Source organism: Sphaerothrix gracilis Ecp01, from assembly GCF_030405905.1.
GTDB lineage: Bacteria > Cyanobacteriota > Cyanobacteriia > Phormidesmidales > Phormidesmidaceae > Sphaerothrix > Sphaerothrix gracilis.
This window is the reverse complement of sequence record NZ_JASATW010000006.1, coordinates 63741-82242: the sequence shown is the minus strand read 5'-3', so window position 1 is coordinate 82242 and position 18502 is coordinate 63741. Positions and strand designations below refer to the sequence as shown.

General features: G+C 54.1%; 16 protein-coding genes and 1 pseudogene. 10 read left to right on the top strand and 7 right to left on the bottom strand.

Going from position 1 to position 18502, the window contains the following annotated elements; translation table 11 throughout:
• A pseudogene (locus QJQ48_RS08195) lies at positions 1 to 334 on the top strand (amidophosphoribosyltransferase); the annotation flags it as partial.
• Here the strand turns inward: QJQ48_RS08195 and QJQ48_RS08190 are convergent.
• Positions 331 to 690 (bottom strand): (2Fe-2S) ferredoxin domain-containing protein, encoded by a 360-nt coding sequence (locus QJQ48_RS08190; protein WP_346290732.1) that lies wholly within the window; start codon positions 688 to 690, stop codon positions 331 to 333. The pseudogene QJQ48_RS08195 and the gene QJQ48_RS08190 sit on opposite strands and share 4 nt — an antisense overlap.
• A gap of 35 nt (positions 691 to 725) precedes the next feature.
• The gene (locus tag QJQ48_RS08185) at positions 726 to 1199 is read right to left on the bottom strand and encodes a 2TM domain-containing protein (RefSeq protein WP_346290731.1); all 474 of its coding nucleotides are present in this window, start codon (positions 1197 to 1199) and stop codon (positions 726 to 728) included.
• Positions 1200 to 1335: 136 nt separating this feature from the next.
• On the opposite strand from QJQ48_RS08185, the gene QJQ48_RS08180 reads away from it, so the two are divergent.
• On the top strand, positions 1336 to 2757 hold the full coding sequence (locus tag QJQ48_RS08180; RefSeq protein ID WP_346290730.1) for an amidase: 1422 nt from the start codon (positions 1336 to 1338) through the stop codon (positions 2755 to 2757).
• Between the two features lie 13 nt (positions 2758 to 2770).
• On the opposite strand, the gene pyk is transcribed toward QJQ48_RS08180, so the two are convergent.
• Positions 2771 to 4192, bottom strand: a complete 1422-nt coding sequence (gene pyk, locus QJQ48_RS08175; RefSeq protein ID WP_346290729.1) for a pyruvate kinase — start codon at positions 4190 to 4192, stop codon at positions 2771 to 2773.
• A 358-nt stretch (positions 4193 to 4550) separates the two neighbouring features.
• Between pyk and QJQ48_RS08170 the strand changes: the two genes are divergently transcribed.
• Genes QJQ48_RS08170 through QJQ48_RS08160 form a run of 3 tightly spaced genes read left to right on the top strand, consistent with a single transcriptional unit; the run spans position 4551 to position 8090 of the window.
• Entirely contained in the window at positions 4551 to 5528 is a 978-nt protein-coding gene (locus QJQ48_RS08170; RefSeq protein ID WP_346290728.1) for a glycosyltransferase family 2 protein, read from the top strand.
• Positions 5521 to 7113 carry a hypothetical protein gene (locus tag QJQ48_RS08165; RefSeq protein ID WP_346290727.1) on the top strand — a complete coding sequence of 531 codons (1593 nt, stop codon included), beginning with the start codon at positions 5521 to 5523 and terminating at the stop codon, positions 7111 to 7113. The genes QJQ48_RS08170 and QJQ48_RS08165 overlap by 8 nt, the downstream gene beginning before the upstream one ends.
• A 2-nt stretch (positions 7114 to 7115) precedes the next feature.
• Positions 7116 to 8090, top strand: a complete 975-nt coding sequence (locus tag QJQ48_RS08160; protein WP_346290726.1) for a lysylphosphatidylglycerol synthase transmembrane domain-containing protein — start codon at positions 7116 to 7118, stop codon at positions 8088 to 8090.
• 12 nt (positions 8091 to 8102) lie between these two features.
• Here the strand turns inward: QJQ48_RS08160 and QJQ48_RS08155 are convergent, their stop codons facing one another.
• The 3 genes from QJQ48_RS08155 to QJQ48_RS08145 form a co-directional block, all read right to left on the bottom strand.
• Positions 8103 to 9257, bottom strand: coding sequence for an ATP-binding protein (locus QJQ48_RS08155; protein WP_346290725.1), 1155 nt, complete (start codon positions 9255 to 9257; stop codon positions 8103 to 8105).
• Positions 9250 to 10746 carry a DUF7125 family protein gene (locus QJQ48_RS08150; RefSeq protein ID WP_346290724.1) on the bottom strand — a complete coding sequence of 499 codons (1497 nt, stop codon included), beginning with the start codon at positions 10744 to 10746 and terminating at the stop codon, positions 9250 to 9252. The genes QJQ48_RS08155 and QJQ48_RS08150 overlap by 8 nt, the downstream gene beginning before the upstream one ends.
• 106 nt (positions 10747 to 10852) lie before the next feature.
• Complete coding sequence (locus tag QJQ48_RS08145; protein WP_346290723.1) at positions 10853 to 12445, bottom strand: Hsp70 family protein; 1593 nt, start codon at positions 12443 to 12445, stop codon at positions 10853 to 10855.
• 169 nt (positions 12446 to 12614) lie between these two features.
• Between QJQ48_RS08145 and petP the strand changes: the two genes are divergently transcribed.
• The 5 genes from petP (at position 12615) to psb35 (ending at position 18063) form a co-directional block, all read left to right on the top strand.
• A complete protein-coding gene (petP, locus tag QJQ48_RS08140; RefSeq protein ID WP_346290722.1) occupies positions 12615 to 12806 on the top strand; it encodes a cytochrome b6f subunit PetP in 192 nt (63 codons plus the stop codon).
• Positions 12807 to 12814: 8 nt separating this feature from the next.
• Positions 12815 to 13909, top strand: coding sequence for a Get3/ArsA fold putative tail anchor-mediating ATPase NosAFP (locus tag QJQ48_RS08135; RefSeq protein WP_346290721.1), 1095 nt, complete (start codon positions 12815 to 12817; stop codon positions 13907 to 13909).
• A 122-nt stretch (positions 13910 to 14031) separates the two neighbouring features.
• Positions 14032 to 15060: a chlorophyll synthase ChlG gene (chlG, locus tag QJQ48_RS08130; RefSeq protein WP_346290720.1), complete on the top strand. Its 1029-nt coding sequence runs from the start codon at positions 14032 to 14034 to the stop codon at positions 15058 to 15060.
• 245 nt (positions 15061 to 15305) lie between these two features.
• On the top strand, positions 15306 to 17777 hold the full coding sequence (locus QJQ48_RS08125; RefSeq protein WP_346290719.1) for a transglycosylase domain-containing protein: 2472 nt from the start codon (positions 15306 to 15308) through the stop codon (positions 17775 to 17777).
• Between the two features lie 73 nt (positions 17778 to 17850).
• Positions 17851 to 18063 carry a photosystem II assembly protein Psb35 gene (psb35, locus tag QJQ48_RS08120; RefSeq protein WP_346290718.1) on the top strand — a complete coding sequence of 71 codons (213 nt, stop codon included), beginning with the start codon at positions 17851 to 17853 and terminating at the stop codon, positions 18061 to 18063.
• Here psb35 and QJQ48_RS08115 read toward each other — a convergent pair.
• Positions 18060 to 18482: a tellurite resistance TerB family protein gene (locus QJQ48_RS08115; protein WP_346290717.1), complete on the bottom strand. Its 423-nt coding sequence runs from the start codon at positions 18480 to 18482 to the stop codon at positions 18060 to 18062. The two genes, psb35 and QJQ48_RS08115, sit on opposite strands and share 4 nt — an antisense overlap.
• Between the last annotated feature and the right edge of the window lie 20 nt (positions 18483 to 18502).

Here is an 18502-nt window from a genome sequence, read left to right as displayed (position 1 = left end):
AATTGTTAAAACCCTACGGGATGCGGGGGCGACTGAGGTCCACATGCGCATTTCTTCGCCGCCTGTGACCCATCCCTGCTTCTACGGCATTGATACTGACAATCAGGATCAGCTCATTGCCGCCACCAAGTCAGTCAAAGAGATTGAGGCCCAGATTGAAGTAGATTCTCTGGCCTATCTAAGCTGGGAAGGCATGTTAGAAGCCACTGAGCAAGACCCCAACAGCTTTTGCTCGGCCTGCTTTACCGGCAACTATCCGGTGCAAATCCCGGAGCCGTTTAAGCGCTCTAAGCTGGCTTTAGAGAAAAAGATGGCGGCAGCGGCCTCTAGCTAGTGGCTGCTTTGCTCGGACGGATAGGAGTAAGCATCGTACTGGGGATGAAATCTGGGATGGAGCAGCCGCTGTACGGGGCGATCGCCCTTGAGATGCTGCTCCACAATTTCGGCTACGTCAGTGACCTTGACGCGGCAGTACCAAGTATTATCGGGCATCACTTTGACGGTCGGGCCGGAGCCACACTGCCCCAAACATTCGCTGGGGCTGATAAATACGGGTAGCTCAGTCTGTGCCCGAAAAGCTGCTAGCACCTGATCGGCTTCACTTCTCAAGCAGGAGCGATTTTGACAGACCAAGACACAGCGACGCTTGAGCGGTTGAGAATTGGGGTCAGAATCAGAAGTTGCAGACACAGTTGCGTAAGTCGGTGGCGATCGCTCGTAGCATTCTAGCCTACGCCTTTAATAAATCGGTTCATCAGGTTGTTGAACGACTGATGCAGGTGGCGGCGGCGACGCCACTTCTGAAATTCAGCTTCGTACTTGAAACGGCTTGGCCAGTAAGTTTGCCAAGCGTGGAGTGAGAGTCCTAGTCCCCAAGCTAGCAGGATATAAAGCGACCAAGACAGGCCGCCACCCGTCAGCAAATTCAGCGCGACTAAGAAGATATTGACCACTGTGTAGCGAATCAGGTGGTGCTGAAACCGCTGCTGCCGGTAGCGGTCGAAAGTTCGCTGATCGCTGATTTCGCCTTTGCGCTGCTGCCACTCTTGCTCTGCTGCCGCCAGGGTTGACTGGGCAATGCCCAGTTCGCCCGCAATTTCTAAAAGCTGATCGCGGGTCAGTTCGCCCGCTTCAGTATCTTTGGCGATCGCAATCTGCAAAATTTGCTGGGCGTCCTCAGAGGGGTATAAAACATCCATAGCGTCTCGGCAGCTCAAAGTTCTCTGACTCTCTTCTTTTGTTATAAAAGATATTTCCGCTAGCTAACCCTAAAAATAGGGAGGGAAATCCCACCCAAATCGTGGGTAAATGCTAAAAGCATAAATTTCTACGTGAATGAATTTAACCGATTTGGCCTTTCAGCCAGCGCTGCAGCAGGCTCAGCTTATACGCTCTGGAGAAGTCTCTCCTTTAGCGCTAGCCGAACTTTATCTAGATCGGATCGAGGCGCTCAACCCACAGCTTGGCAGCTATTTTACCGTAATGGCCGAGCGCGCGATCGCGGATGCTAAGGCTAAAACCGAACACCTGACCCTAACCGCCACCGCCGACTTGCCCCCATTTTTTGGCGTTCCCATCTCGGTGAAAGACCTCAACCCGGTGGCAGGCGTCCCCTGTAGCTATGGTATCCGCTTTGCCCGCGATCGCATAGCCGAGCAGGACGATACCCTGGTGCAGCGGCTCCGCAAAGCAGGCTTTGTCATTCTTGGTAAGACGGCCACCTCTCAGCTAGGCTCTTTTCCCTACACTGAACCACCCGGATTTCCACCCGCCCGCAATCCCTGGCATTTGGACTATACGCCGGGTGGCTCTAGCGGTGGCGCAGCGGCAGCGCTAGCGGCGGGACTCTGTGCTATCTCTCAGGGATCCGACGGGGGGGGATCCCTGCGCGGCCCGGCTAGCTGCTGTGGGCTAGTCGGCCTCAAGCCGTCGCGGGGACGGGTCAGCTTTGCGCCGGTGGGGGAGCGGCTCAATGGCCTAGCCAGCAACGGGCCGCTGAGCCGCACCGTGGCCGATGGAGCGGCTTTGCTGGATGTAATTTCGGGCTACATTGTGGGCGATCCTTACTGGCTACCCGATCCAGAACCTTCATTTCTAGCGTGGACGCGGCGATCGCCGGGGCAGTTGCGCATTGGCTATCTCACCGCCCTTGATCCCATTGGGGAAGCTCACCCGACCTGTCGGCAGGCGGTTTTAGACACGGCCACCCGGTTAGAAGAGTTGGGGCATACCGTGGAGGAAACCCGTCGTCCTGACTTTAGCGCTCTGATTGAGCCGTTTACCGTGGTGTGGCAGTGCGTCATTGCTGAAGCCAATGTGCCCTGGTTTGCCCTAGAGCGAGTCAACCGCTGGCTGTTAAAGCGGGCGAAGCGAGTTGACAGCGGTGCTTACCTGCGAGCAGTTAGCCAGCTGCAGGTCGTGGCCCGTCAGATTGTCAAATTTTCTCAGCCTTACGATGTGCTGCTGCTGCCTGTCTATATGGCGCCGACGGTGGAGGTGGGACAGTGGCAGCGGCTACGTCCGGCCCAAGTTCTAGAAAATATTATTCACTGGATTGCTCCCTGTCCGCCCTTTAATGCCAGCGGCCAGCCAGCCCTGTCGCTACCAGCCGGATTTGACGAGCGGGGATTACCCGTTGGCGTTCAGCTTGTGGGGCGTCCGGCAGCGGAGACCGTGCTTCTATCCCTAGCAGCTCAGCTAGAGGCGGCCTATCCCTGGGCGCAGCACAGACCGGCGATCGCTGAGCTGAAGCATTGACTGTAAACGACCGCTAGCTCAGGGTATGAATTTTGAGAAAGTTGGTACCCTGGGGCGTGCGGGTGGGAATGCCGCCCATAATTAACACCTTGTCTCCCGGTTCAGCAAGATGACGCTCTAGCAAAATACTCTGGGCCTGAGTGACTAAATCCTCAAAAGTTGTTGTCGCCTCTTCCACCAGTACAGGCTTGACCCCCCAAACCAGGTTGAGCCGGTGGTAAACATCGCGGTTAGGCGTGAGGGCGACGACTGGGGCTTGGGGCCGTTCGCCGGCGGCAATCATCGCCGTGTAGCCCGTGGTGGTGAAGGTGACGATGCACTGAAAATCTAGAATGCTGTCTAGCGTATTGAGCGCTTCGCTGAGGGCGTGGGTTTCGTCATTCTTAGCTGGGGGATTGTTAACGAATTCAATGTCTTGCTCAATGTCAATCGCAATCCGGGCTAGCATTTTGACGGCTCCCAGCGGATATTTGCCAATGGCTGACTCTCCTGAGAGCATGACCGCGTCTGTCCCATCAATAATGGCGTTGGCGACATCGCTGGCCTCAGCGCGAGTCGGGCGCGGATTGTAAATCATGCTCTCTAGCATTTGGGTGGCCGTAATCACCGGAATGCTGCGCTGGTTGCAGGCGCGGATGATACGCTTTTGCAGGGTCGGCACCTTCTCCGGCTTCATTTCTACCCCCAAGTCTCCTCTGGCGACCATCACCATGTCACAGGCAGCGAGGATGTCTTCTAGATTGGCGATCGCCTGCGGTTTTTCAATCTTGGCCAGGATGGGCACATCCGCGCCGCTCTGCTGGATTAGCTCCCTGAGCGTCTGCACGTCTGCACCCCGACGCACAAAGCTGAGGGAAATAATATCGACTCCCTGCTCTAGGCCAAAGGCTAAATCCTGCTTGTCCTTCTCAGTCAGCGACGGTAGCCGTAGATCGAGGGCGGGTAAATTAACCCCTTTGCGGCTTTTAAGTTCGCCCCCCGCCACCACTTCGCAGTAGACCTGATCTGCCTGAATCTTTTCTACCTGCAGCTCCAGCAGGCCATCATCAATTAAAATCTGCATTCCTGGCTGGGCCTCTGCTGCTAGATGCGGATAGTCAATAGAAACGGTTCCCGCCTGCTCTTTATAGCTGGCCGCTGGCATTAAGATGAGCGGCTGCCCTGGGCTTAGTTCTAGCGGCTGATCACCTGGTAGGTGTCCCACTCGGATTTTTGGCCCTTGTAAATCCTGCAGGAGCGTAATCGGGGTTTCTAACTCTTGGGAAACCGATCGCAGTTGCGCAATCGTTTCTGCGTGGTCGCCATAGCTGCCGTGAGAAAAATTTAGCCGCGCTACGCTCATGCCCGCTAGCGCCATTTGCCGGATCGTTTCGCGCGATCGCGTCGCTGGCCCCATCGTGGCCACAATCTTAGTACGGTGAACTAAAGGCTTCATAGAAACGCTGAGGATTAATTAGAAAGTTTGCGGTCTGAACTTTTACTCAAAACTTTATGCACTAAAGCGGGCATCTTCATTACAGCTTTGCTCATGCCAGTAAATGCACCCGGTATGCTCATAACAACGCTAGTTGAATCAGCGTTCAGCTTTATTTAACTGGAGAGTGTTGTTTCCTGCCTGTTGGCTAGACTACCCCGTTCAATCAAGCTGCTAGGAAACAGGCGCTTTATGGTTTCTGCCCAGCCGAACTCATGGACATCAGTTCAGTTTTTGACTTGAGAACCCCATCCGTGTTGAACCGCTATTAGTATTTGAGTTTAGATTCAGTTATTAAGTTTTTTATGACTAGCCGACGATGAAGCTGATTATTCAAATCCCTTGCTACAACGAAGAGGCCACGCTCGGCGTTACGCTCTCAGAACTACCGCGCCAAATTCCCGGCATCGATCAAGTTGAATGGCTAATTATCAACGATGGCAGCACCGATCGCACCGTAGACGTAGCGCGGGAATGGGGGGTTGACCATATTGTTAGCTTTGATTACAACCAGGGATTAGCTAAAGGTTTTATGGCGGGGCTGGAAGCCTGTCTTAAAGCGGGCGCTGACATCATCGTCAACACCGATGCTGACAATCAGTACTATGCTGGCGATATTCCCCGGCTAGTAGAGCCAATCGTTCGGGGCGAAGCAGAGATTGTAGTCGGGGCCCGTCCCATTCGCCAGATTAAACACTTTTCACCCATCAAGAAGTTTCTGCAGGGCTTGGGCAGCTGGGCCGTTCGAGTTGCTAGCAATACGTCCGTGGCCGATGCTCCCAGTGGCTTCCGCGCCTTCAGCCGCACGGCAGCGCTACAGTTCAATGTCTTCAACGAATATACCTACACCCTAGAGACCATCATTCAGGCCGGGCAGAAGGGCATGGCGATCGTGTCGGTGCCGATTCGGACTAACGGCTATCTGCGTCCCTCTCGCCTGGTTAAGAGCATCTGGGCCTACGTGCAGCGATCGCTGCTGACCATCGTTCGTATCTTTATCACCTACCGACCGCTCCAGTTTTTTACCTGGCTGGGCGCAATTCCGCTGGTCGCAGGCATCTTGCTGGGCGTGCGCTGGCTGGTGCTGTTTTTTATATTTGACACGACTCGCACCCACGTTCCCAGCCTCATCCTGACCGCCATTCTGATTTTGGTGGGTTTTCAGCTCTGCATCTTTGGCTTAGTGGCAGATTTGCTCTCGGTCAATCGCAAGCTGCTAGAAGATATTCAGCTCCGACTGCGCCGCTCTGAAATTGAAGCCCATCTACAGCGTAAGAAAGTAAAGACGCATGACTAGAGATTTGTTTGCCCAAGCCGCCCTAGCCCAAATTCCCAAAATCTTGACTCTGCAGGATCGTAATCCCCACAGCCCCACCTATGGCTGCTTCGATCGCAACTTCTGGCAGTACAAGATTATTGACTTTCCCTGCGGCATGTCTCAGGAGTTTGTCTGGCCGCTGGCGCTGGCCTACGACACGAATTCCCCTGACAACCCGTTTTACCAGGAGCCAAAGCTGCGGGACTGGGTGGAGGCAGGTATTGTCTATGCGGCTAGAAGCGCTCACGCTGATGGTTCCTGTGATGACTACTTCCCGTTTGAGCGGGCTAGCGGAGCAGCGGCGTTTTCGCTGCTGGCCTGTCTAGAAAGCTATCAGCTCATGGGCTTAGAAAATTCGATCGCGCTGAAGTTTTTTGAAAAGCGGGCGGACTGGCTGGCCCACCATCTAGAGAGCGGTCGTCTCACAAATCACCAAGCCCTGATTGCCCTTTGCCTGGAACTCACCGGACGGCTACTACAGACCCAAAAATGGGAAACCGCCATTCGCCAACGGATTGATTTGGTTTTTTCTTGGCAAAACCCGGAAGGCTGGTTTCAGGAATACGAAGGCTGTGATCCGGGCTATCACACCCTGACAATTTCCTGCCTGGCCCGACTCTATCAGTTGCGACCTAGCGCTCAGCTCAAAGATGCGATCGCCAAAGGCATCATCCTCGCGTCTTACTTTGTCCATCCTGACGGCTCCTATGGCGGCGAGTACACCAGCCGCAACACCTACAACTTCTTCCCCCACGGCTTTGAGCTAGCCGGGCAGTGGATGCCAGAAGCCCTCAGTATCAACGATCGCTTTTTGAAAGGTCTAGCTAGAGGTTTAGGCGCTTGCTATGCCGATGACCACATCGTCGGCCATCACACCTGGAACTATCTGCTGGCCTGGCGGGACTTTGTCCGCGATCGCCCCCCTACAAAGCTGCCTGCTCCGGGGCGCGTCTGGCTGGAAGAGGCCCGCATCCTGATCGATCAACGGCAGGACACCAAGCTGTACCTAGGGCTGAACAAAGGCGGCACGTTTAAGTTTTTTCAGGGGGAGCACCTCGTCACCTCGGATACCCAGTTTTCGCTGCTGGTGCGGCAGGATGGCAAGCTAAAAAATGCCGTGGGGCATCTGGTTGGCCCCTATCAGATTCAGGTAGGTGAAGACGAAATTCAAATTCGCGGAGCGCTAGGCTGGGCCAAGCAAAAACAGATGACACCGCTGAACCTGATGATTCTGCGGGTGGTGATGCTGACGGTGGGCCGTTTTTTCCCCAATTTGATTCGCAAGCTGCTGCAAAAGGTACTGATTACCGGCAAAAAGCCAGCACCGTTTGAGTTTGTCCGCGCCTTTCGCTGGCAAAACGGCCAGTGGCATGTGACTGATGAGCTGAGGACGGATAACTGGGACGCGGTGGTTTCTGGCGGCATTGGGGTAGATCAAACTTCTATTTACGTGGTGATGAGCCGCACCTTCCAGCGCGGTCAGCTACAGCCCTGGCTCGATCTCACGCCGCAAATTCGTCAACTACAGCCCGGACAACCCCTGAAGGTGGAGCGATCGCTATAGTCATGAAACGCATTATTTCTCTTGTTGTCAGCCTCGGTATTCTGGTCATCATTTATACCCGGATTGACGTGGCTAATCTCATTGACGTGTTTCAGAATTCTGATCCGCTGTGGATGGTGGTTAGCTTAGGCATGGTGATTCCGATTACGGCGGTGACCTCCTGGCGGCTGCAGCAGATTGTGCCCTCTAAGGCGAAGCTGGGCTTCGGTGAAGCTAACAAGCTGATCCTGGCGGCGAGTACGCTGAATATGGTGCTACCTTCCAAAATGGGAGACATCGCTAAGGCCTATTTCATGCGCGATCGCGGTAATCTCAGCGGTTCTTTGTCTCTGTCCATCGTGGTGTTTGAAAAGGCCAGCGATATGCTGTCGCTGCTGCTGTGGTGTGCTTTTGGCCTTCTACTTTACCCGCAAAAGGACTTTCTCTTTTGGGTGATGACGGTAGGGGTCGTTGGCGGTCTCATTCTAGGGATGCTGCTGCTGGGCTCTAAAGCCTTTGCCCAGTTTTTCTTTCAGCTCGCCAAGAGAATTGCCCCCAAAAAGATTAAGCAAAAGCTCCATACCATGCAGGTTTCCTGGAGCGAGATGCACGATTACTTCTGGGGCGATTCGCGGCAGTTGGCGGTGATTTCCCTCACTTCTATCTTTATTTGGTTCCTGCACCTGCTGCAAATTTGGTTCTTTATTTTGGCCTTGCAGGCTTATACTCCTTTCCTGACTAACCTAGCCCTGTCACCCTTAGCAATTCTGGCCGGGCTGTTGCCGCTGACCTTTGCCGGTGTGGGCACCCGTGATGCGGCGCTGGTTGCCTTTTACGCACCCTACTTTGACGCCGCGACTGGAGCCGCTTTGGGTTTGCTCTGTACCTCTCGCTATTTCTTACCTGCAGTGGGCGGTTTACCTTTCCTCAGCCAGTATATTTCGGCGGTCAAAGCCTTCAAAAAGCCGCTACGACCTAAAACTATCAATCGGTCATAGGGAGCTAAACGCTTAAGTCTGATCGTCGATAGGTGCTTCAGAGATAGGCAGCTCAAAGTAAAAGGTGCTGCCCTGCCCTGGTTCAGAGCTCACCCAAAGACGACCTTCATGTCTATCGATGATGCGGCGACAGAGCGCTAGCCCGATGCCGCTGCCCGGTGTCAAGCTTTGATGGCTGCGGTGAAAAAGAACAAAGATTTTTTCTAAATCCTCAGTCGGAATGCCTAAGCCATTGTCGAGGACTTGAAATTGCCAAATATCAGCCAGTTCTTGAGCTGAAATATGGACTGTAGGAATTTCGGCTGAGTTGTGCACAATGGCATTTTTAATCAAATTGCCAACAAGCTGGCTGAGTAAAGAGTAGTTGCCGTATACCGTTGGCAGTTCCGTCCAGCTCACATCAGCGTTCCGTTCAGCGATGAGAGGTTGAAGGTCTGCCACAGCATTGTCGAGAACAGCCTGCATGTCTACAGGTTCAAAAATATTGCGGCTGCGAGACTTGAGCTTGCCGTATTCCAGCAGCGCAGTGAGCGTCCTATCTAGGTTGGCTGCGTTGCGCTGTCCCAACTGCAGAAACCGCTGACGCTTCTCCTCCGAAAAATTGTACGACAGCATATTCAGGCTGGTTTGCACTATTCCCAAGGGCGATCGCAGTTCGTGGGCGGCAGTGTGGCAAAAATCTTCTAAAGTCTGATTGCTTTCTCTAAGCTGCTGCAGAGTATCTCGTAGCGCATATTGTCGCCGCCGATTTTGCAAGCAAGATTGAACGACGGAAATAAAAACGTGGGGCTTAATTGGCGTTTCTAGCAGTACCAAGCTGCCCACATAGTTCAAGGTATGCACAAAGGATAGACAGGCTGGAAACCGCTGACAGTCCTTCAGTAGAAGAATCACCGGAATGTCTGACCACTCTGGCTGCTGATTGAGATATTCAATCAGCTGTCGCGCCGTGTTCTCAGTGACGAGCACTTCTTCTGTCAGCACGACTAAAGCAGCTTCATCACAGATAGCCTCGGCGACGGCCTGGACGGTGGGCGAATTTAGACAGACAAAGCCGTGTTTTTCCAGAACTTGCCGCAGGACGACTGCATTGCGACCAGCCTGAGCTGATAAAACAATACGCTCAGAACTTATCTCAGATGGGGCAGTTGGGCTATTGCTAGTCATCTGTCTGAAACAACTGGCGGGACTCACCAACGTAATTAGGCATTCCAGACAAAATGCCTGTGAACTGGCTGAGAGGTTCGCCTACCTGGATGCCATTAGGCTGAAAATTGAGAGCACGAATTCGTTTTTCGTGAGAGCCATAGCGCTTTTTGTAGACGCTGATGGCCTGCCGTAAACTGCCTTCTGCCTCAAAGTGCCGTAGTAGCAGAACGGTGTCAGCTAGATAGCTGATATCTACTGGAACTTCCAAATTGGAGCCGACAACACCGTGCTGCGCCACAACCAAAAAAGATAGCACTCCCTGACGGCTGAGAAATAGCAGCAGCTCATGCATTTGAGTCAGCAGATATTGCTCGCTAGGCATGGAATTGAAGTACCCGGTTAGGGTATCTATAATGACCAGCTTCGCGCCCCAGTCAATCACGTCTCGTCGTATCCGATTGAGCAGTCTACCCGGCGTAATGCCGTTCAAGTTTATTTCATGGAAGCGTACCTGATCTTGCTCGATGAAAGGAGCAAGATCCATGCCCAGGCCAGCAGAGCGCTGCTTCAGGGTATGCACTAGCTCGTCAAACAGGAAAAAACTAGCCTTGGCCCCTTGACGCATAAAGTTTTGAGCAAACAGCGTGGCGGTTGAAGTCTTACCGGTTCCGGAAGGACCCAGCAGCAAACAGGATGTCCCTGTTTGCAAACCACCGCCAAGCAAAATATCAAGTTCTTTAACGCCGCTGGTAACCGTTTCGCCCTCAAAGTCTATTGGAGTAGTTTTCTCTGACAGGATTGGATAAACCCGCAGACCCTGCTCAGAAATTTTCATGTCGTGATTGCCCTGGCGGTAATTACTGCCGCGAATTTTGGCGATGTATAAATAGCGGCGCATATCGCCGTAGTCGGTCACAACTGTTGAAAGACGAATAACACCGTGTGCTATTGCCTCAAGTTCTTTATCCCCAGGGGCCAGTTCTTGCGTGTCGGTGAGCATGACGGTGATGTCACGACTCGATAAATAGTCTCGTAGGGTTAAGATCTGCCGCCGATAAGTAAGCGGATCGTTAGCGAGCAGTCGCAGGTAGGAAATACTGTCAAAGACGACTCGGCTGGGCTGGGCCTCTTCGATGGTCTGCGCAAAGGCAGTCATCGTATCTTCTAGCTCAATCTCTGAGGTATCAAAGATGGTTTGGCGTTCTGTAATGTATTTCAGGGCTTGAGCACTGCTCAATTCTTGAAAGAGAATTTTATCTGTTTGAATATTGACGGAGAAAGCGGTTTGCTTCAAGCTCTCTACCCGCTGGGAAAGCGCAATACAAAGCACCTTTTCGCCAGCTTGAGCTCCAGCCTGTAAAAAATGCAGTGCTAAAACAGTCTTTCCGCTGCCCGGAACACCATTGACAACATAAAGCTCCCCCTTAGGTAGCCCCCCTTGCAGAATGCTGTCTAAAGATGCAATTCCCGTTGAAACTCGGTCTAATTGCTGCGACGCATTCACCATTTTGTCTTTTTATGTCTTACCGACAACTTTCTAAATCAAAGGAAATTTTAGTACACTTTGGTTTGCATGTCGTTACGCTGCCGTTCCCAGCAAACGTAACTGGTGACTAGCTGAGCTGCACGACGGCCTGATCGCTGAGCAGGAAGCGATTAGTCAAAATGTCCTCCACCGTAATCCGCAGAAAGCGATCGGCATCAATGCGGAAATAGACCCGAACGCGATCGCTGCCCGGAAAGCCCGGCGGATCGAGGGTGGCGATTGTGCGGGCGCCAGCGCGATCGTTGAGGGGCTGTACCTGGGTCGCGCCGCTGCGAATTTGACGGGTCACTAGGCGATCGCCTTCAAAATAGACTTCAGTGCGGGTTTCCTCATCTCCCAGTTCCCCTAGAATTAGCTCAATACTGGGCTGGTTTTCAGTCGAGGCTCCTAGCAGCAGTTCCACTGGCTTTTCCATCGGGTAGGCTTGACCTTGCCGAATAATAGGATGCCAGCTATGGCAGTTCTGCCGCCGATCCCAGTAGCGAATGCCGTAGCTGTGATAGAGAAAGTCTTCAACCTCAACGCCCTGCTGCAGCCGCAGAGCACCGTGGGCGATCGCTTCAAACGGGCGATCGCTGCGAATTTTTTCTGCTGGAAAATGGCGCTGAATCCAGTTGCGGACGGCGGGCATTTGGGCTGTACCGCCTACTAACAGCACCGCGTCAATTTGCTCCGACGCTACGGCCTGCTGCTGGGCCTGCTGGAGTACCTGTTCCAGCTTGCGATCGAGGCGCTGAAAAAACTGGTTTTCACCCAGAATTGTCTCTAGCTGCGATCGCTCTAGGGACAGTTCGTAGCTTTCTAAGGTTTCGTCATTGAAGTAAACCTCGGTCGCCTGCTCCTGGCTAGAGAGCTTAATTTTCAGCCGCTCAGCCATGCGTAACGTCAAAGGGCTGGGGGCAATGCCCTGGGTTTGTTCAAAGTAGTCTGTCAGCCAGTGATCAATGTCGGCACCGCCTACAGCTTCCCCTGCTTTAGCCAGCACTCTCGCTGTCTGTACCTGCTGGCCTGACTTTTGGGCTAGAGACTGCTGGCCCCACTTGAGCAAAAAGCCCAACGGTTTACCGCTGGCTGGGGCTGCGAGCTGCACCAGGGAAAGATCCAGCGTGCCCCCGCCAAAGTCAATCACCAGCAGGGTTTCACCCCCAGCTAATCCATAGCCTAAAGCGGCGGCTGTTGGCTCATCTAGCATTCTTACCTGCTGAATATCCAGGCTCTGACAGACCTGTCCCAGCCAGCTGCGATAGGCTTCAAAGCTGTCTACCGGCACCGTAAAAATTAAAGATTCCGGCGATTCATCGGCGGCCGCAAGCTGCTGCAGGACTTGCTGAATAAACCACTGCCCCACCTGCTCAAAGCTCAGCACCTGACCGTCGAGATCCGGCAGGAAGCCCTGAATATTGGTGCCAATACCGCGCTTGAAGTTGCGGAAAAAGCGGGTGTCTTGAGCCAAATCCAGGCCGCGATCGCGGACGGCCTGACCAATAACCACCTCTGGAGTCTGCGCATCCTTGACATAAACCAGGCTCGGAATCAGCGGCGGATTGTCACCGAGCTGCTGGGCTAGGACAGCTAAAGACAGGGTTTCAGGCTGCTGCGTGGCTGTATTCCAGCGGGCCAGTACCGTATTGCTCGTGCCAAAATCAATCGCAACCGTCATTTCAAGCCGTGTCAGGAAAGGTCAATGTCTGCTGACTTTCCATTAATTCACTAAACCTTATCTCGGATCAAGCCGAGGTGCTGCAAATTCTCCAATTAGGGCCAAGACGCTGATAAACTGTGGAGTGGTTTGAGTAGTAGTGATTGTGGCAAATCTGGCAAAATTAGGTATGGAAATTGGACAACGGGTAAAGGTCTATCGGCTCCGGGATCGGGTCTCCCCTGAGATTGGTCAGCGTCTAGGTCAAACTGGCGTGATTGAACAGTACAAAATGGTGGATGGCAGCGGCGTAGGTGTCGTGGTTAAATTTGATGACAACTTTAGTACCTGGTTTTTTGAAGACGAACTGAAGCCAGCTTAACAATCACAATGGCCTTTATTCTGACATTTCTCGGCAAGGGCGGCACCGGGCGCACGCTGAGCGCGATCGCGGCTGCTAAGCGTCTGGCTCAGCAGGGCAAACGAGTTTTGCTGGCAATTCAAGATCCCAGTCCGGTGCCGGGTCAGCTTTTGAACTTTGACCTCAGCATCGAACCGCAGCCGTTGGAAGCTCACATAGAGGTGGTGCAGTTTCAGTCGGCGGCGCTGCTGGAGCAGAGCTGGGAACAGCTCAAAGCCTTAGAAGCTCAGTATTTGCGGACGCCTTTTTTCAAAGCGGTTTACGGCGAAGAACTGGGCATTTTGCCGGGAATGGACAGCGCTTTAGCGCTCAACGCGCTGCGAGAATATGACGCCAGCGGCCATTATGATGCCATCGTCTACGATGGTTTAGGCGGTATCACCATGCTGCGGATGTGGGGTATGCCGGAGATTTTGAGCTGGTACATTCGTCGCTTTCGCCAGGTATTTCAAAACTCTGATTTAGGCAGGACCCTGTCTCCCTTCGTGCAGCCTGTCGCCAGCGCTGTGCTCAACGTAGATTGGTCAGGCAGCCTGGTCGATCAGCAAACCAACCAGGTCAATGACCTGATGGCCCAGGGACGGCAGGCAGTTAACGATCCGGCGCGAGTGGCGGCCTATTTGGTAACGACGCCAAATCCAGCAGCGATCGCCACGGCGCGCTATCTCTGGGGCAGCGCTCAGCAAGTGGGACTGACCGTAGGAGGCGTGATTGCCAGTATGGCCAGCCCAGGTGAGATTCAAGCATCTGAATTTGCTCCGTTAGCCATTAGCCCCGTGCCTGCTTGGCAGCCCTCAGAATGGCAGCCGCTGACCGAGGCTATGCCCAACTTTGATCAGGCCATGCAGATGCCGCGCCCGGTGGCTGTAGACGTGGCGAGCCGACAAGTGCGGTTGTTCTTGCCCAGCTTTGACAAGCGACAGGTGAAGCTGACCCAGTATGGGCCGGAAGTGACGATTGAGGCGGGCGATCAGCGCCGCAACATTTTGCTGCCGCCGGAGCTACAGGGGCAATCTGTCTCTGGGGCTAAGTTTCAGGCCCCTTATCTAATCATTTCTTTTTGAGGAGCCTGCCGGAGTCGTCAAGTCGTGTCACCATAGGCATAAGCTAGCGAGCTTTGCTGGCTGATGGCATTATCTAATGCCTGGTTTGCTGAGATTATTTGCCGATTTTTTGAGACAGCACTATGTCTGAGAAGGGATCTGAACTGTCAGCCGAAACCCTATCGGCCGAGCCGGTAGCGGGGGCCGGGGCTACCGCAGCCGCTAAGGGCAGCAAAACCCGTCAGCTTCTCGGCATGAAGGGGGCCGAAGCCGGAGAAACCTCCATCTGGAAAATCCGTCTGCAGTTGATGAAGCCAATTACCTGGATTCCGCTGATCTGGGGCGTGGTTTGCGGCGCGGCTTCTTCGGGAAACTATCGCTGGAGCTTTGAGTACGTACTGATTGCAGCAGCCTGTATGCTGCTCTCTGGCCCGTTGCTGACGGGCTATACGCAGACGCTCAATGACTTCTACGATCGCGAGATTGATGCTATTAACGAACCCTATCGCCCGATTCCATCCGGCGCGATTTCGATTCCCCAAGTCGTGACGCAGATTTTAGGGTTGCTGATTGCGGGTTTGGCAGTCGCCTACGGCTTAGATCGTTGGGCCGGGCACTCGTTTCCCACGATCACCGTGCTGGCCCTAGGCGGCTCATTCCTGTCCTATATCTACTCCGCGCCGCCGCTGAAGCTGAAGCAGAATGGCTGGCTAGGCAACTATGCCCTGGGGGCTAGCTATATTGCTCTGCCCTGGTGGGCTGGACATGCCCTGTTTGGTGATTTGAACCCAACTATTATGGTGCTGACCCTGATTTACAGCATGGCGGGCTTAGGCATTGCGGTGGTGAATGACTTTAAGAGCGTTGAAGGCGATCGCCAGTTAGGACTTAACTCCCTGCCGGTGATGTTTGGCATCACCACGGCGGCCTGGATTTGCGTTTTGATGATCGACCTGTTTCAGGGGGGCATCGCTGCCTACCTGATGGGAATTCACCAAAATCTCTATGCCGTGCTGCTAATTTTGCTGATTGTGCCGCAAATTACCTTTCAGGACATGTACTTTTTGCGGGATCCGCTGGAAAACGATGTGAAGTATCAGGCCAGCGCCCAGCCTTTTCTTGTTCTAGGCATGTTAGTAACGGCTCTAGCCCTAGGCCATGCCGGAGTTTAAGCCTTCTCAGGTTAGGGCTTCTACCTCAAACTCAGCGGCGCTATTGACCGGAGTGATCTAGCGGCTGCAGCCGCAATCATTACAAAAATATTGGAAAAAACCTAGATTCTTGATAAATTACGAAGAACTGTTTCTGTAGCGCTCAATCAGAATTGTCTGCCCCCCCTGTCTGATGACGAGTTAATATCGTTGGCTGATCAACGCTTTAAGCAAAATCTAGCTTTCGTGGTGAACGAGGGAAAAAAGTGACAGATTTTATCACTAGGCTGAGAGCTTTGTCTCGGATAGACAGTTCCGCGCCAGAAGCTTCGCTCAGGTCTCCTCGGAGGCAGCAACCTCAGACAGCTCCGTCAGAAGAAGTATCTCCGGCTAAAAACGGGCGATCGCACCCTTCCAAACCACCCCATCATTCCTATCGCCGCCCGCTGTATTTCCGGCCGCTGTTTTGGCTGGTGTTGCTGGGCGGCACCGCCTTGGCCGGGGGCGCTACGCGCGCCTACCGAATTTGGCAGACGACTGAGGCCTCTCTGCCCATTGTCTCAGAGGTTTTAACCTATGAGCGGACGGGCACCGTAACCCTCATTGCCTCAGATGGCACAATCCTGCAAAAGCTGGGACCCGCCACCCGAGAAGGCTTGAGCTATGAGGATATTCCTGACGATCTGGTGCAGGCGTTTATCGCGGCTGAAGATCGACGCTTTTATGAGCACAAGGGCGTTGATTACCAGGCAATCGTCCGCGCGGCGCTGGCCAATTTTCGTCAGCGTCAGGTAGTAGAAGGGGCCAGCACCATTACCCAGCAGCTAGCCCGCATTGTTTTTCTCTCTCAGGAGCGCAGCTTTCAGCGCAAGCTGAAGGAAATTTTGCTGGCCCGCAGAATTAACCAAGAGCTGTCTAAAGACCAGGTTTTAGAGCGCTATCTCAATTTGGTGTATCTAGGGGCAGGGGCCTACGGCGTCGCCGATGCGGCCTGGATCTATTTTGGTAAATCGGTGGATCAACTCACCCTGGCAGAATCAGCCCTAATCGCGGGCATGGCCCCTGCGCCCAGCGTTTACTCGCCCCTCAACAACCTAGAGGCCGCGAGGCAGCAGCGCAATTTGGTGATCAGCCGCATGTTGGAAAACGGGATCATTACTGCCAGTGAAGCTCAGGCAGCGCGAACCCAAGAGATTGCCACAACGCCCAAAGAGCCAAAGTATCTCTACAGCGAATTTCCCTATTTCACTATCTACGTTCAGAAGCAGCTGCAGGAACTGCTGCCGCCTGAAGTGTTAGAAGCTGGCGGGCTGACGGTTGAAACAACGCTGAACGTCGTGCGGCAGAAAGCAGCAGAGGAAACGGTTCGCAATACGATTGAAGAGATTGGCCCCCGGCAAAGATTTGAGCAAGCCGCCATTGTTGCCATTGACCCCCGCAATGGCGAAATTCAGGCAATGGTGGGCGGCAACGACTTCAACGAAAGCCAATTTAACCGGGTCACTCAGGCCCAGCGACAGCCCGGTTCAACCTTTAAGGCATTTGTTTACACCACGGCGATCGCGGCTGGATTTTCGCCATATAAGCCCTATGTAGACGCTAAGTACGTCGTAGACGGCTATGAGCCTAAAAACTACGGCGATAAATATAGCGGTTCTGTCAGCCTGCGTGAGGCCCTCATGTCCTCAATCAATATCGTGGCCGTCAAAGCCCTAGTTGACGTCGGCTTCGACCCGGTGATTAAGATGGCCCAGCGCATGGGCATTCAGTCCGAGCTGCAGCCGACCTATTCGCTGGCGCTAGGGGCTTCTGAAGTCAATCTGTTGGAGCTGACCGATGCCTACGGCACCCTAGCGGCGGACGGCAAACACGCGACAGCCCACGGTATTCGCCGGGTCTTAAACCGTCAGGGTGAAATTCTCTATGAGGTCAAGGTGGAGCCAGAGCAGGCCGTTGACCCCGACACCGCTGCGATTGTGACCTGGATGCTGCGGGGCGTGGTCCAGAGCGGTACCGGGCGTAACGCAAACATTGGCCGACCCGTGGCGGGAAAAACCGGAACTTCTGAGCGCAACCGCGATCTTTGGTTTGTTGGCTACATGCCTCAGCTCGTTGTGGGAGTCTGGTTGGGCAATGACGATAGCTCGCCGACGTGGGGAGCCAGCAGCACAGCCGCCTATGCCTGGCGGCAGTTCGTTAAGCAGTTTGCCGATGATATTCCGGTTGAAGAATTCCCGGATTTGCCGCGACTTTCAGGGCGCAAGGGCAGTATCAAGGCAGAACCCGTTAAGCCCGGCAAAGTCACCAGTGCGAAAGCGCCCGCGCGAGAACGGCGTGAGGCAGAGCCTGAAAGACGGCGATCGCGATCGCGCTCCTATGAGCCTGAGCCTGAGCCGAGAACACCCGTTCGCGATCGCTCGGAGGAAAGTTCTGGCAGCTCTGGTGAGGAAACCAGTTCACCGCGTCCGGCCCGCCAGTCTGAATCGCGGGAAAATCCACCGCCTGCCAACTCGGCCCCGGCGGAACCAGAGCGTTCTAATCCGCCTGCCGCGGAACCCGCCCCGGCCCCGGCAGCAGACAGTCCGCCGCCGACTGAGTCTCCGGTTGTCCCTGAGCCAGCACCTGTTTCTGCGCCGCCACCTGCCCCAGCCCCACCGCCACCCGCGCCGGCCCCACCACCACCCGCACCAACCCCGGCTAGCAGCAGTCCTGCCCCAGCCGATACCACGACAGAGTAGATTGGTAATTGTCCTGACTGTGCAACCCTACAATTGCCCAGCCGGGACAAAGTTGACAATTTGAGGAAGCAAGATGGATCTATTTGTTTTAGCAGCGGCTGAAGCAGCAGGGGGATTGCCTCTATCATTCACGCTGGTCTACGTCGTCGGGTTTATCGCCGCTGTTTCTATTGGCTCAATTGCCTGGTATAACTCCAAACGGCCTGCTGGCTGGGAAGGCAAAGAGCGGCCTGACTTTATCCCTGAGGTCAAAGAAGAGGCCGACGGCGAAGAAAGCTCTAGCTAGCGGGACTGCCCCACTAAGTCCTGGTAGAGCTGGCGAATCATGCCCCGAATAGCCTTTGAAAGGGGTTTTGGGTGGGGGTGTTGTGCCGCTAGCTGCTGCACGCGATTGAGGAGCTTAGCCTCTTCGATCGCAACTTCCCCGTCGCTATAGATCAGGCCGCTGATGGCCTCTATTAGTTTTTGGCAGTCTTCCACCGTTGGGCGATCGCCTAGATACTGCTGCACCCAGCGATCGCACTGTTCTGGCGTGACGCTGACGATGCCGTTGAGTAAAGGCTTGATTTCAGAATCTTCTGCTAGCCCTTGCTCAGCCGCAATGCGGTTGAGGTGATGGCGCTCCTCTGGCTGCACCTGACCGTCAATCCAGGCAGTCCCAATTAAAATGCGCAGCAGCGTTTTAGCGTTTGTTTCAGTGACCATTGGCTTTAAAGCTCTTTTTG